At 71.4% G+C, this 24710-nt stretch carries 24 protein-coding genes and 1 pseudogene; 8 read left to right on the top strand and 17 right to left on the bottom strand.

Annotated elements, in window-relative coordinates:
* Positions 1–18 precede the first annotated feature (18 nt).
* Positions 19–273, top strand: coding sequence for a hypothetical protein (locus tag ACY0PA_RS37560; RefSeq protein ID WP_473081857.1), 255 nt, complete (start codon positions 19–21; stop codon positions 271–273).
* 168 nt (positions 274–441) lie between these two features.
* Entirely contained in the window at positions 442–1095 is a 654-nt protein-coding gene (locus tag ACY0PA_RS37555) for a class F sortase (protein ID WP_473081856.1), read from the top strand.
* Positions 1096–1128: 33 nt separating this feature from the next.
* Here the strand turns inward: ACY0PA_RS37555 and ACY0PA_RS37550 are convergent.
* Positions 1129–1261 (bottom strand): annotated as a pseudogene (locus ACY0PA_RS37550) (polysaccharide deacetylase family protein); the annotation flags it as partial.
* Between ACY0PA_RS37550 and ACY0PA_RS37545 the strand changes: the two are divergent.
* Positions 1229–1783: a universal stress protein gene (locus ACY0PA_RS37545; RefSeq protein WP_473086551.1), complete on the top strand. Its 555-nt coding sequence runs from the start codon at positions 1229–1231 to the stop codon at positions 1781–1783. The pseudogene ACY0PA_RS37550 and the gene ACY0PA_RS37545 overlap by 33 nt on opposite strands.
* A 109-nt stretch (positions 1784–1892) precedes the next feature.
* A complete protein-coding gene (locus ACY0PA_RS37540) occupies positions 1893–3332 on the top strand; it encodes an amino acid permease (RefSeq protein WP_473081855.1) in 1440 nt (479 codons plus the stop codon).
* A gap of 3 nt (positions 3333–3335) precedes the next feature.
* On the opposite strand, the gene ACY0PA_RS37535 is transcribed toward ACY0PA_RS37540, so the two are convergent.
* On the bottom strand, positions 3336–4601 hold the full coding sequence (locus tag ACY0PA_RS37535; RefSeq protein WP_473081854.1) for a CapA family protein: 1266 nt from the start codon (positions 4599–4601) through the stop codon (positions 3336–3338).
* Between the two features lie 226 nt (positions 4602–4827).
* Here ACY0PA_RS37535 and ACY0PA_RS37530 point away from each other — a divergent pair, with 226 nt between their 5' ends.
* Together ACY0PA_RS37530 and ACY0PA_RS37525 are read left to right on the top strand one after the other, a co-directional pair.
* Positions 4828–5382 (top strand): sigma-70 family RNA polymerase sigma factor, encoded by a 555-nt coding sequence (locus ACY0PA_RS37530; RefSeq protein WP_473081853.1) that lies wholly within the window; start codon positions 4828–4830, stop codon positions 5380–5382.
* Positions 5383–5527: 145 nt separating this feature from the next.
* Positions 5528–6046: a hypothetical protein gene (locus ACY0PA_RS37525; RefSeq protein ID WP_473081852.1), complete on the top strand. Its 519-nt coding sequence runs from the start codon at positions 5528–5530 to the stop codon at positions 6044–6046.
* Positions 6047–6092: 46 nt separating this feature from the next.
* Here ACY0PA_RS37525 and ACY0PA_RS37520 read toward each other — a convergent pair whose 3' ends face one another.
* From ACY0PA_RS37520 to ACY0PA_RS37505, 4 genes are all read right to left on the bottom strand, one after another.
* Positions 6093–7283, bottom strand: coding sequence for a sensor histidine kinase (locus tag ACY0PA_RS37520; RefSeq protein WP_473081851.1), 1191 nt, complete (start codon positions 7281–7283; stop codon positions 6093–6095).
* On the bottom strand, positions 7280–8815 hold the full coding sequence (locus ACY0PA_RS37515) for a sodium/solute symporter (RefSeq protein WP_473081850.1): 1536 nt from the start codon (positions 8813–8815) through the stop codon (positions 7280–7282). Before ACY0PA_RS37515 ends, ACY0PA_RS37520 begins: the two co-directional genes overlap by 4 nt.
* Positions 8812–9159 (bottom strand): DUF485 domain-containing protein, encoded by a 348-nt coding sequence (locus ACY0PA_RS37510; protein WP_473086550.1) that lies wholly within the window; start codon positions 9157–9159, stop codon positions 8812–8814. The genes ACY0PA_RS37515 and ACY0PA_RS37510 overlap by 4 nt, the downstream gene beginning before the upstream one ends.
* 114 nt (positions 9160–9273) lie before the next feature.
* The gene (locus ACY0PA_RS37505; protein WP_473081849.1) at positions 9274–10023 is read right to left on the bottom strand and encodes a LytR/AlgR family response regulator transcription factor; all 750 of its coding nucleotides are present in this window, start codon (positions 10021–10023) and stop codon (positions 9274–9276) included.
* A 139-nt stretch (positions 10024–10162) separates the two neighbouring features.
* On the opposite strand from ACY0PA_RS37505, the gene ACY0PA_RS37500 reads away from it, so the two are divergent.
* Positions 10163–10813 (top strand): zf-HC2 domain-containing protein, encoded by a 651-nt coding sequence (locus ACY0PA_RS37500; protein ID WP_473081848.1) that lies wholly within the window; start codon positions 10163–10165, stop codon positions 10811–10813.
* A 49-nt stretch (positions 10814–10862) separates the two neighbouring features.
* On the opposite strand, the gene ACY0PA_RS37495 is transcribed toward ACY0PA_RS37500, so the two are convergent.
* The 3 genes from ACY0PA_RS37495 to ACY0PA_RS37485 all read right to left on the bottom strand — a co-directional run bounded on the left by ACY0PA_RS37495 (position 10863) and on the right by ACY0PA_RS37485 (position 15206).
* Positions 10863–11762 carry an Fpg/Nei family DNA glycosylase gene (locus tag ACY0PA_RS37495; RefSeq protein WP_473081847.1) on the bottom strand — a complete coding sequence of 300 codons (900 nt, stop codon included), beginning with the start codon at positions 11760–11762 and terminating at the stop codon, positions 10863–10865.
* Between the two features lie 58 nt (positions 11763–11820).
* The gene (locus ACY0PA_RS37490; protein WP_473081846.1) at positions 11821–13914 is read right to left on the bottom strand and encodes a SpoIIE family protein phosphatase; all 2094 of its coding nucleotides are present in this window, start codon (positions 13912–13914) and stop codon (positions 11821–11823) included.
* A gap of 98 nt (positions 13915–14012) precedes the next feature.
* Complete coding sequence (locus tag ACY0PA_RS37485; protein ID WP_473081845.1) at positions 14013–15206, bottom strand: DUF6777 domain-containing protein; 1194 nt, start codon at positions 15204–15206, stop codon at positions 14013–14015.
* A gap of 119 nt (positions 15207–15325) precedes the next feature.
* Here ACY0PA_RS37485 and ACY0PA_RS37480 point away from each other — a divergent pair, with 119 nt between their 5' ends.
* Positions 15326–16756, top strand: coding sequence for a lipase maturation factor family protein (locus ACY0PA_RS37480; protein WP_473081844.1), 1431 nt, complete (start codon positions 15326–15328; stop codon positions 16754–16756).
* Positions 16757–16769: 13 nt separating this feature from the next.
* Here ACY0PA_RS37480 and ACY0PA_RS37475 read toward each other — a convergent pair whose 3' ends face one another.
* The 8 genes from ACY0PA_RS37475 to ACY0PA_RS37440 are packed head-to-tail and all read right to left on the bottom strand — an operon-like array spanning position 16770 to position 24691.
* Entirely contained in the window at positions 16770–17615 is an 846-nt protein-coding gene (locus tag ACY0PA_RS37475) for an amidohydrolase family protein (RefSeq protein ID WP_473081843.1), read from the bottom strand.
* A complete protein-coding gene (locus ACY0PA_RS37470; protein WP_473081842.1) occupies positions 17615–17926 on the bottom strand; it encodes an L-rhamnose mutarotase in 312 nt (103 codons plus the stop codon). Before ACY0PA_RS37470 ends, ACY0PA_RS37475 begins: the two co-directional genes overlap by 1 nt.
* Positions 17923–18918 carry an aldo/keto reductase gene (locus tag ACY0PA_RS37465; RefSeq protein WP_473081841.1) on the bottom strand — a complete coding sequence of 332 codons (996 nt, stop codon included), beginning with the start codon at positions 18916–18918 and terminating at the stop codon, positions 17923–17925. Before ACY0PA_RS37465 ends, ACY0PA_RS37470 begins: the two co-directional genes overlap by 4 nt.
* A 5-nt stretch (positions 18919–18923) precedes the next feature.
* On the bottom strand, positions 18924–19682 hold the full coding sequence (locus ACY0PA_RS37460; RefSeq protein WP_473081840.1) for an SDR family NAD(P)-dependent oxidoreductase: 759 nt from the start codon (positions 19680–19682) through the stop codon (positions 18924–18926).
* Positions 19679–21034, bottom strand: coding sequence for an L-fuconate dehydratase (locus ACY0PA_RS37455; protein WP_473081839.1), 1356 nt, complete (start codon positions 21032–21034; stop codon positions 19679–19681). Before ACY0PA_RS37455 ends, ACY0PA_RS37460 begins: the two co-directional genes overlap by 4 nt.
* 27 nt (positions 21035–21061) lie before the next feature.
* The gene (locus ACY0PA_RS37450; protein ID WP_473081838.1) at positions 21062–22096 is read right to left on the bottom strand and encodes an ABC transporter permease; all 1035 of its coding nucleotides are present in this window, start codon (positions 22094–22096) and stop codon (positions 21062–21064) included.
* Entirely contained in the window at positions 22089–23618 is a 1530-nt protein-coding gene (locus ACY0PA_RS37445; RefSeq protein WP_473081837.1) for a sugar ABC transporter ATP-binding protein, read from the bottom strand. The genes ACY0PA_RS37450 and ACY0PA_RS37445 overlap by 8 nt, the downstream gene beginning before the upstream one ends.
* Positions 23615–24691 carry a sugar ABC transporter substrate-binding protein gene (locus tag ACY0PA_RS37440; RefSeq protein WP_473081836.1) on the bottom strand — a complete coding sequence of 359 codons (1077 nt, stop codon included), beginning with the start codon at positions 24689–24691 and terminating at the stop codon, positions 23615–23617. The genes ACY0PA_RS37445 and ACY0PA_RS37440 overlap by 4 nt, the downstream gene beginning before the upstream one ends.
* Positions 24692–24710: the final 19 nt, after the last annotated feature.

Here is a 24710-nt window from a genome sequence, read left to right as displayed (position 1 = left end):
GCGACGCACTCTGGTGCCATGACTGCCTGGCACACCCCCATCGTCGTACACCCTCCCGCGCCCGAGGGCGGGCGACATGTCACCGTGCGGGGGCGGGCCGTCGGGCTCGCGCACAGCGATCAGGACCTCATCCGGCTGCTGCGTTCGGCCGGGCTCGGGGAGTCCGACACGACGCTCGACGATCCCCATCTGGTCGAGTGGCGCGGCGCGGGCGCGCACGTATGGCACACGACGGGCCCCGACGAGCCGTCCCCGCACCACCCTGTCGCCTGACCGGCGGACAGCGTCGCCCCGTGTCGGCGATGCCGACTCGTAGGGCACGCCGCAGTCCTGGCCGCCACCCATTCGCTCCTGGGCTGTCGCCCGCCGCGTGCGCCGCGCTTAGTTTTTGAGTAAGCGCAAGTGACGCGGTCTCGCCGCCACGTCGAGAGGGGTGAACGAATGTCTTCGTCCCAGCCGGCCGACGAGGAGGGTCAGCAGAAGAAGCGCGCGCCGTGGGGCGTGATGGCGCTGATTCTGCTCACCGGACTCGCGCTGATCCGTAATGGATCGGGGGAATTCGACATCGGTCCCCCGCAGCCCGCGTCGGCGGCGGCAGCGGATCCCCGCTTCCCGTCCGGTGCGGCACCGAAGCCGCTGCCGTTCTCCGCGGCGGACCGGGTGCAGATCCCGGCGATCCAGGTGGACGCCCCGGTCATGCCCGTAGGGGTCGATCCGGACGGCTGGGTGGACGCCCCGCCGCCCGAGGACCCGAATCTCGCGGGCTGGTTCACCGGGGGCGTGACTCCGGGCGAGAAGGGCACCGCTGTGATCGTCGGCCATGTCGACAACCAGCAGGGGCCCGCGGTCTTCTACGGCCTCGGCTCGCTCAAAAAGGGAAATCGCGTCCAGGTCGTGCGCAAGGACCGGAAGACCGCCGTGTTCGAGATCTACGGCATCGAGGTCTTCGAGAAGGCGAATTTCCCGGGTAACCGCGTCTACGGCAGTAAGGGAGCGCCCGAACTGAGGGTGATCACGTGCGGTGGCGATTTCTCCGAGCAGAACGGCTACGACGGGAATGTCGTCGTCTTCGCCCGCCTGGTCGAGGTGCGCTGACCCGGTGGGCGAAAGCCGGGCTCGCACTCCCCGGCGTCTTGGCGCCGTGATGCGGTGGCCCGGATCGAGGAGTTCCGGGAGACAGACAGGTGCGCAGGGCGGCAACACTCCGGGAGCGGTTGCCGCCCGCGTCATGGCTGAGGACGACGACGCCGGGGGCCGCCCCGGCCCGGAAGAGCCGCCCCCAGCACCTGTGAGACCTGCGGTTTCCGCTAGCCTCACCGCTGTGAACGCAGAGCAGCCACACCAGTTCGAACGCGGTACGGACGGCCCCAAGGTGATCGTGGTCGGGGTGGACGGCTCCGACTCGTCGCTGCGCGCCGCGTCCTACGCCGGAGGCCTCGCGCGGCGCCAGCGCGCCCTCCTCGCTGTCGTCTACGTCCAGCCCGTCATGGCCGCCGGCGCCGCGCTCGGCGTCCCCGTGGCCGACACCACGGACGAGATCGCCGAGGGTCTGATCACCGAGATCAGGGAAGCGGCGGAGCGGGTGAAGGACATATTCGAGGTGCGCTGGGAGTTCCACACCTTCCGCGGCGACCCGTACAACGGCCTGGTCACCGCCGCCGACGAACTGAAGGCGGACGCCGTGGTCGTCGGCGCGTCCGAACAGGCGGGACACCGCTTCGTCGGGTCGGTGGCGATCCGGCTGGTGAAGGCGGGGCGCTGGCCCGTCACCGTGGTTCCGTAACCACCCCCGAACCCTCACACCCCGTGGGGCGTGCCTTCTTCCGTAGCCGCCGCGGCTGGGCCATCATGATCGGCCTCAGCCGACTGCAGTCCGCGAAGAGGTGGAGCCCATGGCCGGTCTCAGAGGACTTCGGATAGGGCAGGGCGTGCTGCGCCGCAAGCCCATCGAGCACATCGAGGAGGCGGAGGGCGGGGCGACGCAGCAGCTGACCCGCTCGCTCGGCCTGTGGCAGCTCACCGCGATCGGTGTCGGCGGCATCATCGGCGCCGGCATCTTCACCCTCGCGGGCACGGTCGCCAACGGAACGGCGGGGCCCGCGGTCCTGATCTCGTTCCTCATCGCGGGCGTCGCGAGCGCCTGCGCCGCACTGTCCTACGCGGAGTTCGCCGGCCTGATCCCGAAGGCCGGCTCCGCCTACACGTACGGGTACGCCGTCCTCGGCGAGCTGGTCGGCTGGTTCATCGGCTGGGACCTGCTCCTGGAGTACACGGCGATCGTCGCGGTCGTGGCCATCGGCATCTCCGGCTACTTCGGCTTCCTGCTCGGCGAGGTCGGCCTCGATCTGCCGAAGTGGATGCTGGGCGCGCCGGGCACGGGCGACGGCCACAAGGTCGACCTGTTCGCCGCGCTGCTGTGCCTGCTCATCGCGTATCTGCTGACGCTGGGCATCAAGAACGCGGCCCGCTTCGAGACCGTCGTGGTGGTCCTGAAGGTCCTCGTGGTGCTGGTCGTCATCGCCGTGGGCTTCTTCCACATCAACACGGGCAACTACACGCCGTTCTTCCCGTTCGGCGTCAGCGGCGCGTTCACGGGCGCGGCCACCGTCTTCTTCGCGGTGTTCGGGTACGACGCCATGTCGACGGCTGCCGAGGAGTCCAAGGACGCGCAGCGCCACATGCCGAAGGCGATCCTCTACTCGCTCGCGATCTCGATGGTCCTGTACGTGCTGGCCTGCCTGGTCCTGACCGGGATGCAGAACTACAAGGACATCGACCCGGAGAGCGGCTTCTCGACGGCGTTCAAGTCGGTGGGCCTGAGCGGTCTCGCGGATGTCATCGCGGTGGGCGCGATCATCGGCATCCTCACGGTGATGTTCACCTTCATGCTGGGCGTCACCCGTGTGTGGTTCTCGATGAGCCGTGACGGGCTGCTGCCCAAGTGGTTCGCGAAGACCCATCCGACCCGGCACGTGCCGACGCGCGTGACGTGGATCGTCGGGTGCGCGTCGGCCGTCATCGCCGGGTTCCTGCCGATCGGGGAGGCGGCCGAGCTGACCAACATCGGCATCCTGCTGGCGTTCGTCGTGGTGTGCATCGCGGTGATCGTGCTGCGCTACAAGCGGCCCGACCTGCCCCGCACGTTCCGCACGCCCGGTATGCCGGCGGTGCCCGCGCTCGGCGTCGTCTTCTCGATCTGGCTGATCACGTTCCTGCAGTGGCAGACGTGGGTGCGGTTCGCGGTGTGGTTCGCCATCGGGCTCGTCATCTACTTCAGTTACTCGTACAAGAGGTCGGAGCTGGCGAAGACGGACCCGTTGGCGAAGTCCTGACCGCTACCTGCCCATGGTCAGGCCGTCCTCGGCCGCGCCGCGGCTGAGGACGGCCTGACTGATCCGGTCGCGGACGTCGTTCAGGCCGAGGCCGTCGTGGATGGCCTGGTTGACGTTGATGACGCGGCCCGAGCCGACGTTGAACCACTGGGGGAGGAACTCGGCCTTACGCACCTCCCAGCGCCCGCCGGCCCGCTCCGGCGGCGCGAAGGTGAAGCGGCCGATGGTGCCCTCGTTGCCGCGCGGGTCCTGGGCGCCGTCGTAGTTGTACATCTCGCCGGCGATCTGGTCGCCCATGCCGTAGACCACCCAGGTGCCGTTGACCTTCTCGTACGCCTGCGGGACGTGCGCGTGCGTGCCGAGGATGAGGTCGATGTCGGGGCGGCCGTCCGTGCGGGACGCGGTGAGCTCGTCGCCGAGTCGCAGCTGGGTCTCGTCCGGCTCGTCCTGCCACTCGGTGCCCCAGTGCAGCGAGAGGACCACCACGTCCGCGCCCGCCTTCCGGGCCGCCCGCGCGTCGTCGACGATCCTCTGACGGTCGATCGTATTCACGGCCCACGGCCGCCCCTTGGGCATCGGGGCGCCGTTCGTGTCGTACGTGTACGCGAGGTGGGCGACCTTGGCGTCACCGGCGCGCAGCCACGTGGGGCTGCCGGCCTCGGCGGCGGTTCGGGCCGACCCCGTGTGGCGGATGCCCGCGCGGTCCATGGCATTGAGAGTGCGGTCGATGCCGGCGGCGCCGTCGTCGAGGGCGTGGTCCGAGGCTGTGGAGCAGGCGTCGTAGCCCGTGTCGTGCAGCCCTTTGGCGACCTCGGGCGGGGACTTGAATTTCGGGTCGCCGGTGTAGTGGCCCTCGGTGCCGTAGACCGTCTCCATGTGACAGATCGCCAGGTCCGCCTTGGAGACGGCCGGCTGCACGCCGGACAGCATCGGCGCGAAGTCGTACCCGTCGCCGCCCGCGTCGGTTTTCGCCTTCTTGATGATCGAGGCGTGCGGCAGTACGTCACCGGAGGCGACAAGCGTGAAGCCGCGGTGCCCGCCGGTGGCGCCGCCGGCTGCCGACGGCGCCGGGGTGTCGCTGCCGCGGGGCGCCGGGGTGTCGCTGCCCTGGGGCGCCGGACGATGTGTGCGGTCCGCGGGCGCGGAGCAGCCTGCGCCCGCCGCGATCAGTGCGGCCGCGAGGACCGCAGCGCCCTGCCGTGTGCGCCGTGCGTGGGGCGTGTGTCTGGTGCGTCCCGTGCGGCTTGTGACCCGTGTGCGTTGCGTCATCGGCCAAGCTCCATGATTCGGTGAATAAGGTGATTTTCGACATACGCATAGACGTACGGGCATCGGGCCGAGTCAAGGCTCCATACCGCCGCAGTCCCCGGAACGGCGTCACGTTCCGGCGCAGTCGGCCCCGTTCGCCGCACCGCTTGCCGACGGCATCGACCGCCCGTCGCAGACCGCTGCCCGTGCTCTGGGCGTGAGCGGCGCGCTGCGCTGCCATACGGCCATGACGATCGCTACGAAGACCGAAGGACCCGACCGCACGGCAGCACATGTGCTGGCCGAGCTTCAGCGCGAGCACGGCAGGCCGCTTCTCTCCTTCCTCCTGCGGCTGTGCGACGGCGACCGGCAGCGGGCGGAAGACCTGGTCCAGGAGACGTTCGTCCGCGCCTGGCAGCATCCGGAGGCGCTGCGCGCCGACTACGAGTCCGTGCGGCCCTGGCTGTTCACCGTCGGCCGCAGGCTCGCCATAGACGCCCGGCGCGCGCGGCTCGCCCGCCCCCCGGAGATCGGCGGCACGGTCCTGGAGAGCGCGCGGGTCTGCGCCGACCACGCGGAGCGCTCGGCGGCCGCGCTCGATGTGCGGGAGGCCGTGGCGACGCTCAGTCCCGAGCACCGGGCGGTGCTCCTCCAGGTGTACTTCCGTGGCGCCTCCGTGGCCGAGGCCGCCGCGGCGCTCGGCATCCCGCCCGGTACCGTGAAGTCCCGCGCGTACTACGCGCTGCGCGCACTGCGCAGGGTGCTCCCGGGCTATGAGGCGAACACGGCCGGCCCACATTGAAACCGGACGGCAGGTCAAGCCTCCGTAAAGCGCCTTGCCCGGTGCCCCGGTCCTCGATTGAGTAATCGGCTGTCCTCCCCCGCCCGGTCGGGCGCGAGGGCCCGGGGGCCGGCACAGCGCACGGACCGGAGGAAGGCAGGAAGGGATGCTGCACGGGAGCAAGGAAGGCACATCGGGCGCCGACGGCGGCGAACTGACGGTGCCGATGGCGTGGTTGTACGCCGAATACATCGCCGATGAGCTGCTGCGCACCGGTGATCTGATGCCGCCCACGTCCTTCGAGTTCCGGGCCGGGCGCGACGCACTCGCACTGACGATCTTCCTGTCGGACACGGACGGCGAGCTGTCCGGCATCCGGGTCGTGTCCCAGCTGGAGACCTGGCTGTCGCTGACGGCGTACGACCAGCCGTGGCAGTACTGGGTGCGGGAGCACATGGGGCGCCTTGCCGCGCAGGCGCTTGATGAGAACAGACCTTCGCCGGACCTCGAACTGGCCGAGGCGGCCTGGCGATGGCTGGAGGAGACGGAGCTGCTCGCCCCGGACCTGGACTCCGTGCCGGGCCGCGGGTCGCTGCCGGGCGAGGAGGACGACGGGCCGAAGGTATGGACACCGGCGTGGCAACTGGGGCTGCCGCTCGGCCATCTGGCGATCCATCTGTTCTGAGGCCCGTCGGCCTCTTCGCAGGGCCCCTGCCGTCCCGCTATTCGATCTAGACGCCCGAAGAGTGCACGCCCGCACGGTACTTGGGGATCCGCACGGTGATCTTCATGCCCGCGCCCGTGCCGGTCTCGATGACGAGGCCGTAGTCGTCGCCGAACACCTGCCTGAGCCGCTCGTCGACGTTCGAGAGGCCGATCCCGGTCGAGGGGCCGCCCTCGCCGCGCAGGATCGCGCGCAGCTCTCCCGGGTCCATGCCGACCCCGTCGTCCTCGATGACGACCTCCGCCTCCGCGCCCGCGTCTCGGGCGCCGATGGTGATGCGGCTGCCGGTGACGGCGCCCTCCAGGCCGTGCTTCACGGCGTTCTCGACGAGGGGCTGAAGGCACAGGAAGGGCAGCGCCACCGGCAGCACCTCGGGCGCGATCTGGAGCGTGACCGAGAGCCGGTCGCCGAACCGGGCCCGGACCAGGGCCAGATACTGGTCGATGGAGTGCAGTTCGTCGGCGAGCGTGGTGAAGTCGCCGTGGCGGCGGAACGAGTAACGGGTGAAGTCGGCGAATTCCAGGAGTAGTTCGCGGGCCCGCTCGGGGTCGGTGCGCACGAACGAGGCGATGGCGGCCAGTGAGTTGAAAATGAAGTGCGGCGAGATCTGCGCGCGCAGCGCCTTGATCTCGGCCTCGATGAGGCGGGTGCGGGAACGGTCGAGTTCGGCCAGCTCCAGCTGTACGGAGATCCAGCGGGCCACCTCGTCGGCAGCGCGGGCGAGGACGGCCGACTCGCGGGGCGCGTAGGCGACGAGGGCGCCGAGCACGCGTCCGTCGGTGACGATCGGGGCGGCCACGGCCCAGCGCAGCGGGCAGTCGACGGCGTCGCATCCGCAGCCGAACGCGGCGCTGCGCCCGGTGTCGAGCAGCCCTTCGAGATGCTGCATGACCTGTTTGCCGTGCTGGTCCCCCGCGCCGTCCCAGGCGAGGACGGCGGTGCGGTTGGTGAGACAGAGCGCGTCGGTGCCGAGCAGCGTGCGCAGCCTGCGGGCAGACCTGCGAGCCGACTCCTCGGTGAGCCCGGCCCGCAGCGGCGGCGCGGCGAGCGAGGCGGTGTGCAGCGTGTCGAAGGTGGCCCGCTCCACGGGCGTACCGACGTCGCTGCGGCCCCCCGGGTGCGCCGTGCGCCGGCCGAGGACGAAGCCGCCCGCGAGGAGGAGCGGGCACAGGGCGAGAAGTACGGCGGTGGCGGTCACGGGCGGGCTCCCTGCTCGCCCGCGGTGATCGTCCCGCCCGTGCTGAGCGACTCGGGCAGGTGCAGCCGCGTCATCGTGGCGCTGGTGTGCGGCGGTACGGAGTCCTGGGTGGCCAGCGATACGAGGATCATGGCGAGGAAGCCGACCGGGACCGACCACACGGCGGGCCAGGCGAGCAGTGTGTGCAGCCAGCCGCCCTGCGCGACGCCGGCGACGGTCAGGGTGACCGCGACGAGCGCGGAGCCGCCGCCGAGCAGCAGCCCCGCCCGCGCGCCGGGCGGGGTGAGCCGCCGCCACCAGATGCCGAGCACGAGCAGCGGGCAGAACGAGGACGCCGACACCGCGAACGCCATCCCGACGGCGTCCGCCACCGGCACCCCGCTGACCAGGAGCGCCCCGCCCAGCGGCACGGTCATCGCGAGGAGTGTCGCCAGGCGGAAGTGCCGGACGCCGCGGGCCGGCAGGACGTCCTGGCTGAGCACACCGGCGACGGCCATCGTCAGGCCCGAGGCGGTCGACAGGAACGCGGCGAAGGCGCCCCCGGCCACGAGCGCCCCGAGCAGGTCACCGCCGAGCCCGCCTATGGCCCGCCCCGGCAGGAGCAGGACGGCCGCGTCGGCGTCCTGGGTGGCGCTCAGTTCGGGCGCGTACAGACGGCCGAGCCAGCCGTAGATCGGCGGCAGGACGTAGAAGAGCCCGATGAGGGCGAGCACGGCGACCGTGGTGCGGCGGGCCGCGCGGCCGTTCGGGCTGGTGTAGAAGCGGACGACGACGTGCGGCAGGCCCATCGTGCCGAGGAGCGTGGCGACGATGAGGCCGTACGTCGCGTACAGCGGGTGGTCGGCGCGGCTGGTGGCGAGCGGCTGCCCGGAGCCCGCACCGGACCAGGGCACGCCGTCGGCGGAGGGCGGGGTGCCGCCGTCGCCGTGCCAGGCGAGGACCAGGAAGAACGCGGGCACGAGCAGCGCGGTCAGCTTCAGCCAGTACTGGAAGGCCTGCACGAAGGTGATGGAGCGCATGCCGCCCGCGGCGACCGCGAGGACGACGACAGCGGCGACGAGCGCCCCGCCGAACCAGCGCGGCGCGCCCGTGAGGATCTGCAAGGTGAGCCCGGCGCCCTGGAGTTGGGGCACGAGGTAGAGCCAGCCCGCGCCGACCACGAGCATGCTGACGACCCTGCGGACGCTGCGGGACTCCAGGCGGCCCTCGGCGAAGTCGGGCAGCGTGTACGCGCCGGAGCGGCGCAGCGGGGCCGCGACGAACACGAGCAGGACGAGGTATCCGGCGGTGTAGCCGACGGGGTACCAGAGCATGTCGGGGCCGTGCACGAGCAGCAGTCCGGCGACGCCGAGGAAGGAGGCGGCGGAGAGGTACTCGCCGCTGATCGCCGCGGCGTTGAGGCCGGGCCCCACCGTGCGCGAGGCGACGTAGAAGTCGGAGGTGGTGCGGGAGATGCGCAGGCCGAAGCCGCCGATGAGGACCGTGGCCAGGACGACCACGGCCACGGCGGGTATCGCGTACGCCTCGTTCACGGCGCCCCGTGACGTTCGCGGACGGCCCGGCCGTGCACGAGGCGGGCGAAGTCGCGTTCGTTGCGCTCGGCCCGGCGCACGTACCACCATGCGATGAGGACGAGGACCGGGTAGCAGCCGAAGCCGAGGACGATCCAGACGACGGTGGTGTTGCGCAGCGCGCCGAAGAAGAGGGGCAGGGTCACCACGGGCAGCGCGAGGACCGCGAACGCGGTGAGTGCGGTGCGGAGTTGGCTGCGCATCAGGGAGCGGACGTAGGCCGCGCCCAGCGTCGTCTGTTCGTCGATCTCCCACTGGGTGGGGTGGCCGGGCAGCCGGCGCACCGCGCGCGGCCCGCCGGTCACGACCTCGCGGCGGGGTGCGGGTTCAGCGCTGGCGGACACGGCCGGAGTGTAGGCGGCGGTGCGGGCCGAGCGGAAGAGGCCGACGGGTATCGGCCCAGGTCACGCGGTTTCCGGTCAGCCGCCCGCGCGCCGCATCAGGAGTTCGCGCACGCGGCTCGCGTGGCGACGGCTCACGGCGAGTTCGGCGTCGCCTATCCGCACGCTCATGCCTCCGCCGTCGAGGCGGAGTTCGTCGATGCGGTGCAGGGCGACGAGATGGCTGCGGTGGATCCGGACGAACCCGTACGACTGCCAGCGCTCCTCCAGGGTGGTCAGCGGTATGCGCACGAGGTGGCTGGCGTCGGCGGTGTGCAGGCGGGCGTAGTCGCCCTGGGCCTCGGCGTACGTGATGTCGGCGACGGCCACGAGTCGGGTGACCCCGCCGAGTTCGACGGGGATCCGGTCGGCGGAGAGGTCCACGGCGGGCCGGGCGACGGCGGCCTGCTCGGCGACGCGCCGCACGGCCTCCGCGAGGCGTTCCCTGCGGACGGGCTTGAGGACGTAGTCGACGGCCTTCAGGTCGAAGGCCTGCACGGCGAAGTCCTCGTGGGCGGTGACGAAGACGATCATCGGAGGCTTGGCGAACCCGGCGAGGAGCCGGGCCACGTCGAGGCCCGTGAGCCCGGCCATCTGGATGTCGAGGAACAGCACGTCGATGGCGCCGGCGTCGTCGCCTGCCGCGTCCAGGGCGCGGCCGATGCGGCGCAGCGCCTCGTTCGCGTCGGTGGCGCCCTCGGCAGCGCGCACCCGCGGGTCGGCCCGCAACAGGTAGAGCAGCTCGGCGAGTGCGGGTTCCTCGTCGTCGACGGCCAGTACGCGCAGCATGCGGCTGGAGTGTAGGTGGTTGCCCCGTGGTGGCCAATCCTGGTGGGACTTGAGTGATTCGGCGGCCGGTTGCGTACGGAAGGGCGAGCGGCACACACGGTCCGGTCAGAGGTCAGACACGTACGACGCGAGGAACGGCATGAGGTCCCTGGATCGGCATCGCGACGCCGGCGCCTACGCGCTGGGCGTTCTCGACGAGGCGGACCGGTTCCGCTTCGAGGACCATCTCGGGCAGTGCCCCGGGTGCGTGGCGCGGGTCGGGGAGTTCGGGTCCACGACGGCGGCCCTGGCCCTGTACGCGCGGGCAACTCCGCCGGCCGTGGAGACGGTGGCCGAGGCGGGCCCCGTGCTCCTGGACGGGCTGGTCTCGCGGATGGAGCGGGTGCGCCGCGCGGGCCGGAGGCGGTGGCTGTGCGCGATGGCGGCGACGGTCGTGCTCGCCGTGGCGGGGCCGGGTGTTTTGGTCCTGGGCGGATCCGGTGACGGCGCCGTGCGCGTGGACGCGCGGGACGCGGGGACCGGGGTGTCGGCCTCGGTGACGGCGTCCGGCCACGAGTGGGGCACCGGGGTGGGGCTCGAGGTCCGCGACGCGCGCGGCCCACGGGTGTGCGAGCTGGTGGTCGTCGGCAAGGACGGTTCGCGGCGGACGGTCACGAGCTGGGCCGTGCGGGCCCACGACGCCGGGGCGACCACGACGCAGAGCGCGGTGGCGCTCCACCCTCAGGAGATCGCCCGCTTCGAGGTGCGCACTACGGACGGGGCACGCCTGGTGACCATCCCGATGCGGTGAACCCCCGTTCCTGGCAAGCGGCTTCGGGCAGCGCACGCCGGCACGGCCGTCACTTCAGGAGCTTCGACATCCTGCGGTCCGCGAGCGGCTTGCCGCCCGTCTGGCAGGTCGGGCAGTACTGGAGCGACGAGTCGTGGAAGGACACCTCACGGATGGTGTCGCCGCACACGGGGCACTTCTCCCCCGCCCTGCCGTGCACCCGCAGCCCGCTCTTCTTCTCGGCCTTGAGCCGCCCGGCCGCGACGCCGCGCGAACGCTCGACGGCCTCCGTCAGGGTGTCGCGGAGCGCCTTGTAGAGCACGGACACGTCGTCGGGCGTCAGGCTCGCGGCGAGTTTGAAGGGGGACATCTTCGCTGCGTGCAGGATCTCGTCGCTGTACGCGTTCCCGATCCCCGCGATGAGGCTCTGGTCGCACAGCACGCCCTTGAGTTGTCGCCGCTCGCCGGCCAGGAGAGCCGCGAAGCGCGCCTCGTCCAATTCGTCGGCATGGGGGTCCCCCCTGCTCGAGCGAAGCCGAGAGCTTGGGGGAGGGTCGGGGCCGAGTCTCGCGATGCCGGGGACATCGGCCGGGTCGTGGACGACGTACACGGCGAGGCTCTTCTGGGTGCCCGCCTCGGTGAGGTCGAAGCCCCCGCCGTCCTCCAGTGCGACGCGCAGGGCGAGCGGTCCTTTGCCGGGGCGGGGCGGGCCGTCGGGGAGCCGGTCCTTCCAGTGGAGCCAGCCCGCGCGGGCGAGGTGCGTGACGAGGTGAAGTCCGTCCGTGTCGAGGTCGAGGAACTTGCCGTGCCGCGTCACGCCCGTGACCGTGCGGCCCTCCAGGGCGGCGGGCGGTGGGTCGTACGTCTTGAGGACGCTCACGGCGACGGGCAGGACGCGGACGATCTCGTGCCCCACCAGATGCTCGGTGAGGAAGTCCGTCAGCGCTTCGACCTCGGGAAGTTCCGGCATAGGTCCAGAGTGCCACCGGGCACTGACACCGGCATGTGAGCCGTCGCCACGGCCCCGGTCAGTTGCGGGCCGGCACCACGAACTCGCACCACACGCACTTGCCGCTCCCCCGCGCCTCCACGCCCCACACGTCCGCGAGCCGGTCCACGAGGAGCAGGCCGCGCCCCGAGACGCCGTCCTCGCCCGCCTCGCGCCGGCGCGGCAGCGCGCTGGAGGTGTCCTCGACCTCCACGCGCAGCCTGCGGTCGGACGCGGTGATCACGCGGAGGGTGACGACCGCGGCGCCGTCGGTGTGCATCAGCGCATTGGTGATCATCTCGTCGGCGACGAGCTCGATCTCGTCCGCGCGCCCGCCCGAGCCCCAGGCCCGGACGGCGGCTCTGATCATGTGCCGGGCCTCTCTCAGGGCCTCGGGGTCGTTCGGCGCGACATGCTGCTGGAGCCGGCCGCCCGACTGGGGGGCGCCGATGCCGCGGCGGCACAGCAGGAGCAGGGCGACATCGTCGTCACCGCCGCGTTCGTCGACGCTCTCGCACAACAGGTCGCCGAGGTCGCCGACGTCGTGGGGACCGGTGCCGACGAGGGCCGTGAGGGCCTGGAGTCCGTCGTCGAGGTCGGTGCCGGGCTGCTCGACGAGGCCGTCGGTGCACAGGATCAGGGTCTGGCCGGGGTCGAGTTCGACGGTCCCGACCGGGTATTCGAGCTGCCCGAACTCGGCGGAGAGGCCGAGCGGCAGGCCGCCGTCGACGGGCAGCCTGCGGCAGGTCCCGTCGGTGAGGCGCAGCAGCGGGTCCAGATGCCCGGCACGCACGAGCTGGACGACCCCGGTCGACAGGTCGGCCTCCGCGTACAGGCAGGTCGCGAACCGCTCGGTGTCGAGTTCGTGGAGGAAGACGGAGGCGCGGGCCATGACGGTGGCGGGCGTGTGCCCCTCGGCGGCGTACGCGCGCAGCACGATGCGCAGCTGTCCCATGACGGCGGCGGCGTGGGTGTCGTGTCCCTGGACGTCGCCGATGACGGCGCCGACGCGTCCGCCGGGCAGCGGGATCACGTCGTACCAGTCGCCTCCGATGTCGCGGCCGAGGGAGGCCGAGCGGTACCGGACGGCGATGTCGGCGCCGGACACGGCGGGGATGGTGCGGGGCAGCATGGCCTGCTGGAGGCCCTGGGCGAGGTCCTTCTCCTGCTCGTAGAACATCGCGCGCTGGAGGCTCTGGGCGATGCTGCTGCCGAGGGCGACGAGGACGTTGCGCTCCTCCTCGGTGAAGCCGCGTTTGTCGTTGTAGAGCAGGCCGAGCGCGCCGATGGGGCGGGCCTGGGCGATGAGCGGCAGGTAGGCGGCGGCCGTGATCTCCAGCTGGGTGATGTGCGGCCACAGCAGCGGGTAGGACCGGGCGAAGTCGTCGGGGGACACGATGAAGCGGGGCGCGAGGGTGCGCACGACATCGCTCATGGGGTACGGCTCGTCGATCCGCGTGACCTTGGTGCCGGCCACGAAGCTGCCCTCGGGGCCGTCGGCGACGAGGTGGATGCGGCCGGCCCGGACGAGGCCCATGACGAGGCTGGTCGCGCCGAGGTGCTGGAGGCCGTGGCTGTCCTTGAGCACGTCGATGACGTCCTGGACGGTGCGGGCGTGGGCGAGTGCGGCGGTGGTGCCCTGGACGACGCTGGTCTGGCGGCGGCGCAGGGCGTCCTGTTCACGCCGGGCCGTACTGTCGCTGAGCTCCTGGGTGGCGTCGCGGACGAGGCCGATGATGCGGCGCGGGCGGCCGGTGTCGTCGCGCCTGACGTAGCCCTGGGTGTGGGTCCAGCGCATCCTGCCGTCGCGGCGTTTGACGCGGAAGTAGGCGCCGTAGTTCTCGCTGCCGTCCTTGAGGGCCGTGGCGACGATGCCGTCGAGCCGGGTGGACTCGGTCGGGGGGACGCGGATGCCGAGGGTCTCGGGGCGCCCGTCGTATTCGTCTGGGCGTAGGTCGAAGATCTCGTGGGCCTTGGCGTCCATGTGCATCAGGCCGCTGTCGAGGTCCCAGTCGAAGCTGCCGATGCCCAGGTGGTCCCCGAACTCGGCGAGGAAACAGCAGGCCGCACCGTCTGCCGCCCTGCCGCAGTGGGTGCAGACGTTTGGCTCCCCGCCCCCCGTACCGGCTTCCATGGGGCCACGCTAGGCGCACGGCGAATCACTCGCATGCGGGGCACGGTGTGCTCCGCATGGCCCTGCGCGCACCCCGAGCCGCGCCGGGCAGGGTCGCGTCAGCTGTAGAAGACGCTCTCGGCGGACGGCTTGTCGGGGATGAGGCCGCTGCCGTCGGGCAGGTCGGGGCTGTCGGGGACGGTGTCCGGGCCGAGGTCGCTCGAGCCGTCGCTGGGGGGCGAGTCCGGCGCGGTGTCCGTGTCGCCGGGCGCGCTGGTCGGCGGGCCGGCGGGCTCCGAGGCCGGTGCCGACTCGTCCCCGGAGGGCGGCGCCGACTCGTCCGAGGAGGGCGGTGCCGACTCGTCCCCGGAGGCCGGTGCCGACTCGTCCGAGGAGGGCGGCTGCGACGACGGTGGGCTGGCGCTGCTGGAGGACTCCGACGGGCTGCTGCTGGAGCTGCTGCTCGAGCTCGGCGACGTGGACGACGGCGGGGACGACTTGGAGCTGTCGGAGGGGTGGGGCTTCGGCATCGGGGGCGGCGGCACGCTCTTGTCGTGCTGTCCCTCGTCACCGACCTTCCGCTCGATCCACGTGTTGTCGGTGATGTTCACGATGACGATGTCCGTGATGACCTTCGGTGCCGGGGTGACGACCACGACCTGGGTCGGCCGGTAGCCGGACCACTCCTGTCCCTGGGTGTTCGGCGTCCGCTTGAACGCTACGGGCGGCGTCAGCGGATTGCCGCACGCGCACCGCACCCGGGGCATCCCGCGTTCGTCGACGAGTACGGCGGTGCCGGCCTGGAGCACGGACTGGTAGCTCGTCGCCTCTCCGGAGCGGTAGCCGTGGTTGGTGACGCGGGTGTCGGCGCGCAGTACGACGGGGGTGAGGCCGCGCAGGAAGCTGGGGACGGAGGCCGCGGAGATGCCCGCGGCGTCGGCGAAGGCGCGTTCCTTGGTCTGGTCCGAGGTGAGGAAGGCGACCTGCTTCTCGATGTCGCAGCTTCCGACGGACTGCGTGCCGCCGTAGAGGCCGGGGGTCGCGCCGTCGACGGGACGCATGCCCTGCGTGGTCGCGGTTGCGGTGCCGCTCGGTGACGGCGGCTGCGGCGTTCGGGTGACGGGGGCGGGGGACTCGGTGGTGGTGGCGGTGGAGTCGGTGAACGGGTCGGGGCCCACCTGAGCCACGGGCTGGAGGAACAGCTCCCCCTTACCGGCCGACGCGTTGTTGCCGCTGTCCCCGGAACATCCGGCGACCAGGAGTGCGGCGGATATCGCCAAGGCAGTGACAAGGGTCCTGGTGGGTGAGCGCACCGTGTTCTCCCGCCTACATATGGGCACTTTGCCCCATTGTTTGCGGTGGAATCGGGCATCTCGCAAGCGCAGTGCGATCCCGCACGCGCATTACCCTCACTCTCCGTCACACTGGAGAGGTGGAGTGGTTCAGCTCGCCCGGGTACTGGCTCGGCCGCCTGATCTTCCAGCGCGGTCTGGCGGCGCTGTATCTCGTGGCCTTCGTGGGGGCGGCGCTGCAGTTCCGGGCGCTGATCGGCGAGCGCGGGATGCTGCCGGTTCCGCGCTACCTGGAGCGGGTGCCGTGGCAGCAGGCGCCGACGCTGTTCAGGGCGCACTACTCGGACCGGTTCTTCGCGGGTGTCGCCTGGGGCGGGGCCGCGGTGTCGGCCGCGCTCGCCGCAGGGCTGGCCGACCTGGTCCCGCTGTGGGGAGCGATGGCGCTGTGGGTCCTGCCGTGGGGGCTCTATCTGTCGATCGTGAACGTCGGGCAGACCTGGTACGCGTTCGGCTGGGAGTCACTCCTGCTGGAGGTGGGCTTCCTCGCCGTCTTCCTCGGCAACGAACGGGTGGCGCCGCCACTGCTCCTACTGCTGCTCCTGCGGTGGGTGCTCTTCCGCCTCGAGTTCGGCGCGGGGCTGATCAAGCTGCGCGGGGACGAGTGCTGGCGGAAGCTGACGTGCCTCTACTACCACCATGAGACACAGCCGATGCCGGGCCCGCTGAGCTGGTTCTTCCACCGGCTCCCGCGCCCCCTGCACCGCGTCGAGGCCGGTGCCAACCACGTGACCCAACTCGTCGTTCCGGTCCTCCTGTTCACCCCGCAGCCGATCGCGACGGCCGCGGCCTGCCTGATGATCCTCACCCAGCTGTGGCTGGTCCTGTCGGGCAACTTCTCCTGGCTGAACTGGCTGACGATCCTGCTCGCCGTCACGGCGATGGACTTCTCCCTCCTGCGCGAGCCCCCGCGCCCGGCCGCCGCCCCGCTCTGGTACGAGTGCGTAGTCATCGCCCTCACCGCGCTCGTCGTCGCGCTGAGCTACCGCCCGGCGCGCAACCTGCTGTCCCGTCGCCAGTCCATGAACCGCTCCTACGACTCCCTGCACCTCGTCAACGCCTACGGCGCCTTCGGCAGCGTCGGGCGCATCCGGCACGAGATCGTCATCGAGGGCACGGCCGACCAGGTGCCGCGCGAGGAATCCCCTTGGCTGGTCTACGAGTTCAGGGGCAAGCCGGGCGATCCTGGGCGCTGGCCACGCCAGTTCGCGCCCTACCATCTGCGGCTCGACTGGTTGATGTGGTTCGCGGCGCTCTCTCCCCTGTACGCGGAGTCCTGGTTCGGAGGTCTGGTGGAGCGGCTTCTGACCGGTGACCGCGACACACTGCGACTGCTGCGCCACTCCCCGTTCCCCGCGGACGACCCGCCCAGGTACGTCCGGGCCCGCCTCTACCGCTACCGCTACACCACGTGGCGCGAACTGCGGGCCACGGGCGCCTGCTGGGAGCGGACGTACGTGGGCGAGTTCCTGCGTCCGACGCGACTCGCCACCTCCCGGAGCCGCAGCCGGTAGAAACCTCCCGGAGTCAGAGCCCGTAGACGCGGGTCGCCGTGCCGCCGAAGACCGCGTCGCGTTCAGGAGCGGTCAGCGATCCGGTCCACTCCTGTGCTGATTCCATGACTTGCTCGTACGTCGCCGCGAGGGTGCACACCGGCCAGTCCGAGCCGAACATCAGTCGGTCGGGCCCGAACGCCTCCAGGACCGTGTCGGAGTACGGCCGCAGCGCCCCAGGCGTCCAGGTCGCCCAGTCGGCCTCGGTGACCAGGCCGGAGAGCTTGCAGACCGTGTTGGGCAGGGCTGCGAGCGCCCGCACGTCGCCCGTCCACGGCTCGGTGACACCCGACGCGACGAGCGGCTTGCCACAGTGGTCGAGTACGAAGGTGAGGCCGGGCAGACCGGCGGCGGCCTCGGCGCAGGCGGGGAGCTGGTGGGGCAGGACCACGAGGTCGTAGACCAGACCGGCGTCGGCGACGGCCGCGAGACCGCGGCGCACGTCGGGCCGCAGCAGCCACTCGGGGTCGGGCTCCCCCTGGACCTGGTGGCGGATGCCCTTCAGGTAACGCCCGCCGGGGAGTTCGGCGAGACGGGCCAGGGTGTCGGCGATGTCGGGGCGTGTGAGGTCGGCCCAGCCGACCACCGCGGCCACGAGTTCGCTGTCGTGGGCCAGGGCGAGGAACTCCGGGGTCTCCTCCTCGACGGTGACGGTCTGCACGAGGACGGTGGTCGTGACTTTGGACTTGTGCGCGAGGGGTGCGAGGTCGTCCAGCGTGAAGTTCCTTCGGATCGGGGCGAGTTGCCTGCCGGTGATCCAGTCCTGGTCGCGCACGGAGAGGTCCCAGACGTGGTGGTGCGCGTCGACGACGGCGGGCATCACAGCTCCCAGACGACGGGCAGGCCCGCGTCCGCGCCGTCGGCCGAGTAGTCGTGGACGACATCGAGGAGCTCGGCCATGCGGGCCTGCCAGGCGATGTTCACCGGGAGCTTGTCCAGCTCGGCGAGCATGCGGGCGTAGTCCTCGCACTCCAGGACGTGGAACAGGTCGGTCCCGCTGCGCCAGATGGTCCAGGACGTGGCACCGGCCGCGCGGATGGCCTTCCGGAGTTCGGCCGGGACCTCGCGGTGCGCGGCCTCGTACGCGTCGATGCGGTCGGCGCGGACCTTGGTGTGCAGGGCGATTCTCACGCGGGCTCCTCTCCGGGTACGGGGACACCATCGGCCAGCAGCCCGGCGGCGCGGGCGTCCTTCCAGAACGCGGACGGTACGTCCACGGCGAACTGCTCGGCGGCGTCCAGGGCTTCGTGCGGCGAGCGCGTGCCGACCAGGACGCTCGCCACCGCCGGATGGCCGAACGGGAAGGCGAGTGCGGCCGCCCGGAGGGTGATGCCGTGCCGCTGTGCCAGGCTCTTCAACTGGTAGGCGCGGTCGAGGACTTCGCGGGGCGCCGTCGCGTAGTCGTACGTCGCGCCGGGGCGCGGGTCGGCGAGGAGGCCGGAGTTGAATACTCCCCCGACGACGACCGACGTGCCGCGCGCCTGCGCCTCGGGCAGCAGCTCCGCCAGCGCCCCCTGGTCGAGGAGGGTGTAGCGGCCCGCGCACAGTACGGCGTCCACATCGGTGTCGCGGACGAACCGGGTGAGCATGGCGGCCTGGTTCATGCCGGCGCCGATCGCCCCGACGACACCCTCGGTGCGCAGGCGCTCCAGGGCCGGGTAGGCCTCGCGGAGCGCCTGCTCACCACGGTCGTCCGGGTCGTGCAGATACACGATGTCGACCCGGTCGAGGCCGAGCCGCGTCAGGCTGTCCTCCAGGGAGCGGCGCACCCCGTCCGCACTGAAGTCCCAGACGCGGCGGTGTGTGGCGGGCACGGCGAACCCGTGCTCCAGGTCGTCGCCCCCGCTCTCTTCGGCCGGTACGAGGAGCCTTCCCGCCTTGGTGGAGACGGTGTACGCGGACCGGTCCCGGGCCGCGAGTGCCTCGCCGAGGCGCCGCTCGGACAGGCCGATGCCGTAGTGCGGGGCCGTGTCGAAGTAGCGGATGCCCGCGTCCCACGCCGCGTCGACCGCGGCCCTGGCCTCCTCGTCGGTGACGGGCGTGTACAGATTGCCGATGCCGGCGGCGCCGAAGGACAGCTCGGTGACGTCGACGCCGCTGCGGCCAAGGGTGCGGGTGCGCATGGCGGTCACTGGCCCGCCGGGCGCAGGCGCAGGCCCTGCATGCCGCCGTCGACGGCCAGGGCGGTGCCGGTGGTGGCGCCGGACAGCGGGCTCGCCAAGTACGCGATGGCGCCCGCGACTTCGGCGGCGGAGACGAGACGCCCTGTGGGCTGACGGGATGCGAGGGCCGCGCGCTCGGCGGCCGGGTCGGGGGCGGCGTCGAGCAGCCGGCCGACCCACGGGGTGTCGACAGTCCCCGGGTTGACGCAGTTGACGCGTATCCCTTCGCGGACGTGGTCGGCGGCCATGGCGAGCGTCAGGGAGTACACGGCGCCCTTCGACGCCGAGTACAGGGCGCGCTGCGGGAGGCCGGCCGTCGCGGCGATGGAGCAGGTGTTGACGATCGCCGCGTGCGACGACTTCCGAAGGTGGGGCAGGGCGGCGCGGGTCGTGCGGACGACACCGAGGACGTTGACGTCGAGGACGCGGTGCCACTGGTCGTCGTCGTTGTCCGCGACGGTGCCCTGGGCGCCGATGCCCGCGTTGTTGACGAGCACATCGAGCCCGCCGAGGTCCGCCACGGCGGCGGCCACGGCCGCGCGGAGAGAGGCGTCGTCGCTGACGTCGGCGGTGTAGCCGCGCAGTGGCTTGTCGACGCCGCCCGGGTCGAGGTCGAGCACGGCGACGCCCGCACCGCGGGCGGCGAGGAGTTCGGCGGTGGCCCGGCCGATCCCGGACGCTCCGCCGGTGACGAGGGCCTTGAGCCCCGCGAAGTCGTCGGTCATGCCGCTGCACCCTTCTGGTCGGTGACGCCCTGCCGGGCGAGGTCGGCGGCCCAGAACGCGCCGTCGGGGTAGGTGTACTCCGCGATGGAATCGGGCCGCATCGCGGCGGAGAAACCGGGCGCCGTGGGGGCCGTGTAGTGGCCGTCGCGCATCACGACGGGGTCGATGAAGTGGCCGTGCAGATGGTCGACGTACTCGATGACGCGGTCCTGCGTGGTGCCCGCGACGGCGACGTAGTCGAACATCGAGAGATGCTGGACGAGTTCGCACAGGCCGACGCCGCCCGCGTGCGGGCACACGGGGACGCCGAACTTGGCGGCGAGCAGCAGGATGGCGAGGTTCTCGTTGACGCCGCCGACGCGTGCCGCGTCGATCTGGAGGATGTCGATGGCGCCGGCCTGGAGGAGCTGCTTGAAGATGATGCGGTTCTGGACGTGCTCGCCGGTGGCGACCTTCACGGGCGCCACGGCCCTGCGGATCGCCGCGTGGCCGAGGACGTCGTCGGGGCTGGTCGGCTCCTCCACCCAGTACGGGTCGAACTCGGCGAGCGCTCTGGTCCACTCGATGGCCTCGCCGACGTTCCACCGCTGGTTGGCGTCGATCGCCATCCGGATGTCCGGGCCGATCACCGCGCGGGCGGTGCGGCAGCGCCGGATGTCGTCGGCGAGGTCGGCGCCGACCTTCAGCTTGATCTGCCGGAAGCCGTCGGCGACGGCCTGCCGGGCGAGCCGGCCGAGCTTCTCGTCGGAGTAGCCGAGCCAGCCGGGTGAGGTGGTGTAGCCGGGGAAGCCGCGCTCGCGCAGGGCGCTCGCGCGTTCCGCCGCGCCCTCGCGGCCCGATCTGAGGAGTGCGAGGGCGTCGTCGGGGGTGAGCGCGTCGGCGATGTAGCGGAAGTCGATCTGCGAGACGAGCCACTCGGGCGTCGCGTCGGCCAGGAACTGCCACAGCGGCTTGCGGGCGCGCTTGGCCGCCAGGTCCCACACGGCGTTGACGACGGCACCGATCGCCATGTGCATCACGCCTTTCTCGGGGCCGAGCCAGCGGAGCTGGCTGTCGCCGATCAGGTCGCGGTTCAACGTCCCCGGGTCGGCGCACAGTTCGTCGACCCCCCGGCCGACGACATGGTTCCGCAGGGCGTCGATCGCGGCGACCTGGACCTCGTTGCCACGACCGATGGTGAACGTGAATCCGTGCCCCTCGACTCCGTCGGCGGCGTCGGTGCGGAGCACCACGTAGGCGGCGGAGTAGTCGGGGTCCGGGTTCATGGCGTCGGATCCGTCCAGCTCCCTGGACGTCGGGAACCGGATGTCGAAAGTGTCAACCGCAGTGATTCGGGCGGCAGTTGGAGACACGGGCAGCCTTTCTTGCTGAGGCGTGGGTCAGTCCTGGGCGCGGCCGGTCGTCACACGGGCGATCATCAGGGCGAGGAGGATGATTCCGCCGTAGATGGCCTGGATCCAGAACGACGGAACCTGGGCGAGGGTCAGCAGGTTCTGGACGACACCGAGCAGCAGGACGCCGGTGAGGGCGCCGAACATGGTGCCCTTGCCGCCGTCGAGGCTGATGCCGCCGATGACCGCCGCCGCGAACACGGTGAAGATCATGTTGTTGCCCTGGTTGGCGCTGATCGCGCCGACGTAGCCGGTCTGCATGATCCCGCCGACCGAGGCGAGGACGCCCGCGATGACGAACACGCCGAGCATCACGCGCTCGACGCGGATTCCCGCCGCGCGGGCCGCGTCGGCGTTGCCGCCGATCGCGTACAGGGCGCGGCCGATCCGGTGGTACTTCAGGATGAGGCCCACCACGCCGAAGGCGATCGCGGCCAGCCACACCGACATCGGGATGCGCAGGAACGTCGTGGTGGCGAGGGAGAAGAACGCGTCCGGCATCCCGAACAGCGTCTTGCCCTTGGTCGCGCCGACGAGCAGTCCGCGCAGGACGATCAGCATCGCCAGCGTCACGATGAAGGCGTTGAGCTTGAACTTCACGACGAGGATGCCGTTGAAGGCCCCGATCGCCCCGCCCACGACGAGGGTCGCGAGCAGCGCGAGCACGGTCGGGAACTCGGTGCCGAATCCGGACTGGGAGACCGGCAGGACGAGCAGGGCGCCGACGGCGGGCGCGATGCCGACCACCGACTCCAGGGACAGGTCGAACTTGCCCGTGATCAGGACGAGCGACTCGGCGAGGACGACCATCGCGAGGGCTGCGGACGCGCCGAGGATGGAGATCAGGTTGCGTTCGGTGAGGAACGAGTCGTTGACGACCGCTCCGAGCACCATCAGCAGCAACAGGGCAGGCACGAGGGCGAGTTCGCGCGCCCGGCGCAGCAGAACGTTCTTCGCGGAGGCCTTGCCGGGCAGCCGTACAGGGGTGGCTGGTGAGGCCGACGGGGCCTTGATGTCAGCCATGGTCCACTCCTTCGATGGAGGCGATCAGCTCGTGGTCGTTCCAGCCGGCCGCGTGCTCGGCGACGACCTTCCCGTGGAAGAGGACGAGGACCCGGTCACAGCGGCGCAGGTCGTCGAGCTCGTCGGAGACGACGAGGACCGCGGTGCCGTCCTCGCGGGCGCTGTCCATGCGGGACAGCAGGGATTCCTTGGACTTCACGTCGACGCCCGCGGTGGGGTTGATGAGGACGAGAAGGCGGGGGTCGGAGGCGAGGGCGCGGGCCATGACGACCTTCTGGGCATTGCCGCCGGAGAGGTCGGACACGGGCTGGCCGGGGCCCTCCGCCTGGATGTCGAGGCGCTCGATCAGGTCGGCGGCGAAGCGGCGCTTGCGGTCGGTGCCGACGAAGCCGTAGCGGCCCAGACGCCCGAGGACGCTCATGGTGGTGTTGTCGCCGATGGTCATGCCGGTGACGAGGCCCTGGTCGTGCCGGTCGCGCGGCACACAGCCGACGCCCGCGGCGAGCGCCGCGCTCACATCGCCGAACGGCAGTTTCCTGCCGTCGAGTCGGGCCGTACCGGCAGTCGGCTTGTGCAGCCCGGCGAACGCCTCGGCGAGCTGGATCTTGCCGCTGCCGCTGGATCCGGCGAGTCCGACCACCTCCCCGCTGCGGATGGTCATGTCGACGTCGTCGTACGCCTCCGAGGTGAGGCCGCGCGCGTCGAGCAGGACGGTGGCGTCGGGCTCGTGCTCCACGGCGGCGCGGGCGGCCGCGCGTTCCTCGGCGATGACCTCGCCGGCCATCGCCTCCACCAGCGCCGCGCGCGGCAGTTCCGCGACGGGCGCCGTGGTGATCCAGCGGGCGTCGCGCAGCACGGTGACCGTCTGGCAGACCTCGTACACCTCCTGGAGGTGGTGCGAGATGAACAGGAACGTGACACCGGATTCCTGGAGGGCCCGCATGCGGGTGAAGAGGCGCTCGATCTCGCGGTTGTCGAGCTGCGCGGTGGGCTCGTCGAGGACGATGAAGCGGGCTCCGCCGCTCAGCGCCCGTGCGATCTCCACCATTTGGCGGTCCTCGACCTTGAGGTCGGCGGTGCGGGCGTCGGGGTCGACGTGGATGTCCCAGGTGTCGAGGACCTGCGCGGCCTCCTCCTGGAGCCTGCGCCAGGAGAAGAAGCCGCGGCGGCTGCCGGGCTGGCGGTTGATGAAGAGGTTCTCGGCGACCGTCAGTTCGGGCACGACGGTCGGTTTCTGGTAGACGCAGGCGACCTTGGCGCGCCAGGCGTCGCGGTCGCTGAGCGGGGGCGCGGGCTCGCCGTCGAACAGGAGGGTGCCGGCGTCCGGTGCCTGGAGGCCGGTGAGGACCGTGACCAGGGTGGACTTGCCGGCGCCGTTGCGGCCCACGAGGGCGTGGGACTCGCCGGGCAGGACGGTCAGGGAGCCGTCCTGCAGGGCGATCGTGGGGCCGTAGCGCTTGGCGATGCCCGACGCCTCGACCAGCGGCCTGAGCGCCGGCGTGGTTGTCGTCGAGGTGCTCATTTGACGGTGTTTCCCCAGAGCTTCGGGTCGTCGACGTTGTCCTTGGTGACGAGCGGCGCGGGCAGCTGGTCCTCGAGGATGCCGCTGGGCAGCTTGACGATCTCCGAGTCGTGGTCGGTGGGGCCGGGCTTGAACGTCTTCCCCTGCATCGCGGCCTTGATGTAGTACATGCCGTACTTGGCGTAGGCGTCGGCGGGCTGAGAGACGGTCGCGTCGATCTGGCCCTTGCGGATCGCGGCGAACTCCTGCGGGATGCCGTCGTTCGAGACGATGGTGATGTGGCCCTTCTCGCCGGTCTTCTTCAGCAGGCCCTTGGACTTGAGGGTCTGCAGGGTGGGGGCGAGGTAGACGCCGCCCGCCTGCATGTAGATGCCCTTGATGTCGGGGTTGGCGTTGAGGAGGGTGTCCAGCTTGGACGCGGCGGTGTCGGACTCCCACTTGGCGGGGATCTCAAGGACCTTGAGGTCCGGGTACTTCTTCTTGACGCAGTCGCGGAAGGCCTGCGATCGCTCGCGGCCGTTCACGGAGGCGAGGTCACCCATGATCTGGACGACCTTGCCGGTCTTGACCTGCTGACCGAGGTATTCGCAGGCCTTCTCGCCGTACGCGACGTTGTCGGCGCGTACGACCATGGCGACCTTGCCCTTCTCGGGCGCGACGTCCACGGCGACGACGGGGACGCCCTTGCGCTCGGCCTGGTCGAGGCCGGCGGAGATCGCGGCGCTGTCGAGGGGCGCGACGACGAGGCCCTTGACGCCCTGGTTGAGCTGGTTGTTGATGTCCGTGATCTGCTGCGAGGGGTCGCTGTTGGAGTTGACGGTCTTGAGCGCGTCCACGCTCTCGGACTTCGCCATCTTCGGCACGTAGTCGTTGTACGCCTGCCAGAACGGCGAGGTGAGCAGGGGCAGGATGACCCCGACCTTGCCCTTTCCGTCGCCGCCGCCCTTGCCGCCGGAGGCGACGTCGTCCTTCGTGCTGCCGCACGCGGAGAGCACCAGGGCGGCGCAAGCGGCGACCGCCGCCGCGCCGACGATCCGCGACCTGTTCCGCCTGCGCACTGTTCTGCCGGCCATCTGACAGCTCCTCATCGAG

It is taken from the genome of Streptomyces sp. DS1-CR2, from assembly GCF_055760475.1.
This window is presented reverse-complemented; position numbering and strand designations above follow the sequence as displayed.

What these genes read in the sequence shown, in the direction of transcription:
- ACY0PA_RS37465 (WP_473081841.1), bottom strand. Translation starts at nt 18,918, where the DNA reads ATGCGCACCCGCACCCTTGGCCGCAGCGGCGTCGACGTCACCGAGCTG.
- ACY0PA_RS37505 (WP_473081849.1), bottom strand. Translation starts at nt 10,023, where the DNA reads ATGCTGCGCGTACTGGCCGTCGACGACGAGGAACCCGCACTCGCCGAG.
- ACY0PA_RS37530 (WP_473081853.1), top strand. Translation starts at nt 4,828, where the DNA reads ATGACGATCGCTACGAAGACCGAAGGACCCGACCGCACGGCAGCACAT.
- ACY0PA_RS37540 (WP_473081855.1), top strand. Translation starts at nt 1,893, where the DNA reads ATGGCCGGTCTCAGAGGACTTCGGATAGGGCAGGGCGTGCTGCGCCGC.
- ACY0PA_RS37445 (WP_473081837.1), bottom strand. Translation starts at nt 23,618, where the DNA reads ATGAGCACCTCGACGACAACCACGCCGGCGCTCAGGCCGCTGGTCGAG.
- ACY0PA_RS37440 (WP_473081836.1), bottom strand. Translation starts at nt 24,691, where the DNA reads ATGGCCGGCAGAACAGTGCGCAGGCGGAACAGGTCGCGGATCGTCGGC.
- ACY0PA_RS37460 (WP_473081840.1), bottom strand. Translation starts at nt 19,682, where the DNA reads ATGACCGACGACTTCGCGGGGCTCAAGGCCCTCGTCACCGGCGGAGCG.
- ACY0PA_RS37495 (WP_473081847.1), bottom strand. Translation starts at nt 11,762, where the DNA reads ATGCCGGAACTTCCCGAGGTCGAAGCGCTGACGGACTTCCTCACCGAG.
- ACY0PA_RS37525 (WP_473081852.1), top strand. Translation starts at nt 5,528, where the DNA reads ATGCTGCACGGGAGCAAGGAAGGCACATCGGGCGCCGACGGCGGCGAA.
- ACY0PA_RS37555 (WP_473081856.1), top strand. Translation starts at nt 442, where the DNA reads ATGTCTTCGTCCCAGCCGGCCGACGAGGAGGGTCAGCAGAAGAAGCGC.
- ACY0PA_RS37500 (WP_473081848.1), top strand. Translation starts at nt 10,163, where the DNA reads ATGAGGTCCCTGGATCGGCATCGCGACGCCGGCGCCTACGCGCTGGGC.
- ACY0PA_RS37560 (WP_473081857.1), top strand. Translation starts at nt 19, where the DNA reads ATGACTGCCTGGCACACCCCCATCGTCGTACACCCTCCCGCGCCCGAG.
- ACY0PA_RS37490 (WP_473081846.1), bottom strand. Translation starts at nt 13,914, where the DNA reads ATGGAAGCCGGTACGGGGGGCGGGGAGCCAAACGTCTGCACCCACTGC.
- ACY0PA_RS37535 (WP_473081854.1), bottom strand. Translation starts at nt 4,601, where the DNA reads ATGACGCAACGCACACGGGTCACAAGCCGCACGGGACGCACCAGACAC.
- ACY0PA_RS37545 (WP_473086551.1), top strand. Translation starts at nt 1,229, where the DNA reads ATGGCTGAGGACGACGACGCCGGGGGCCGCCCCGGCCCGGAAGAGCCG.
- ACY0PA_RS37450 (WP_473081838.1), bottom strand. Translation starts at nt 22,096, where the DNA reads ATGGCTGACATCAAGGCCCCGTCGGCCTCACCAGCCACCCCTGTACGG.
- ACY0PA_RS37475 (WP_473081843.1), bottom strand. Translation starts at nt 17,615, where the DNA reads ATGCCCGCCGTCGTCGACGCGCACCACCACGTCTGGGACCTCTCCGTG.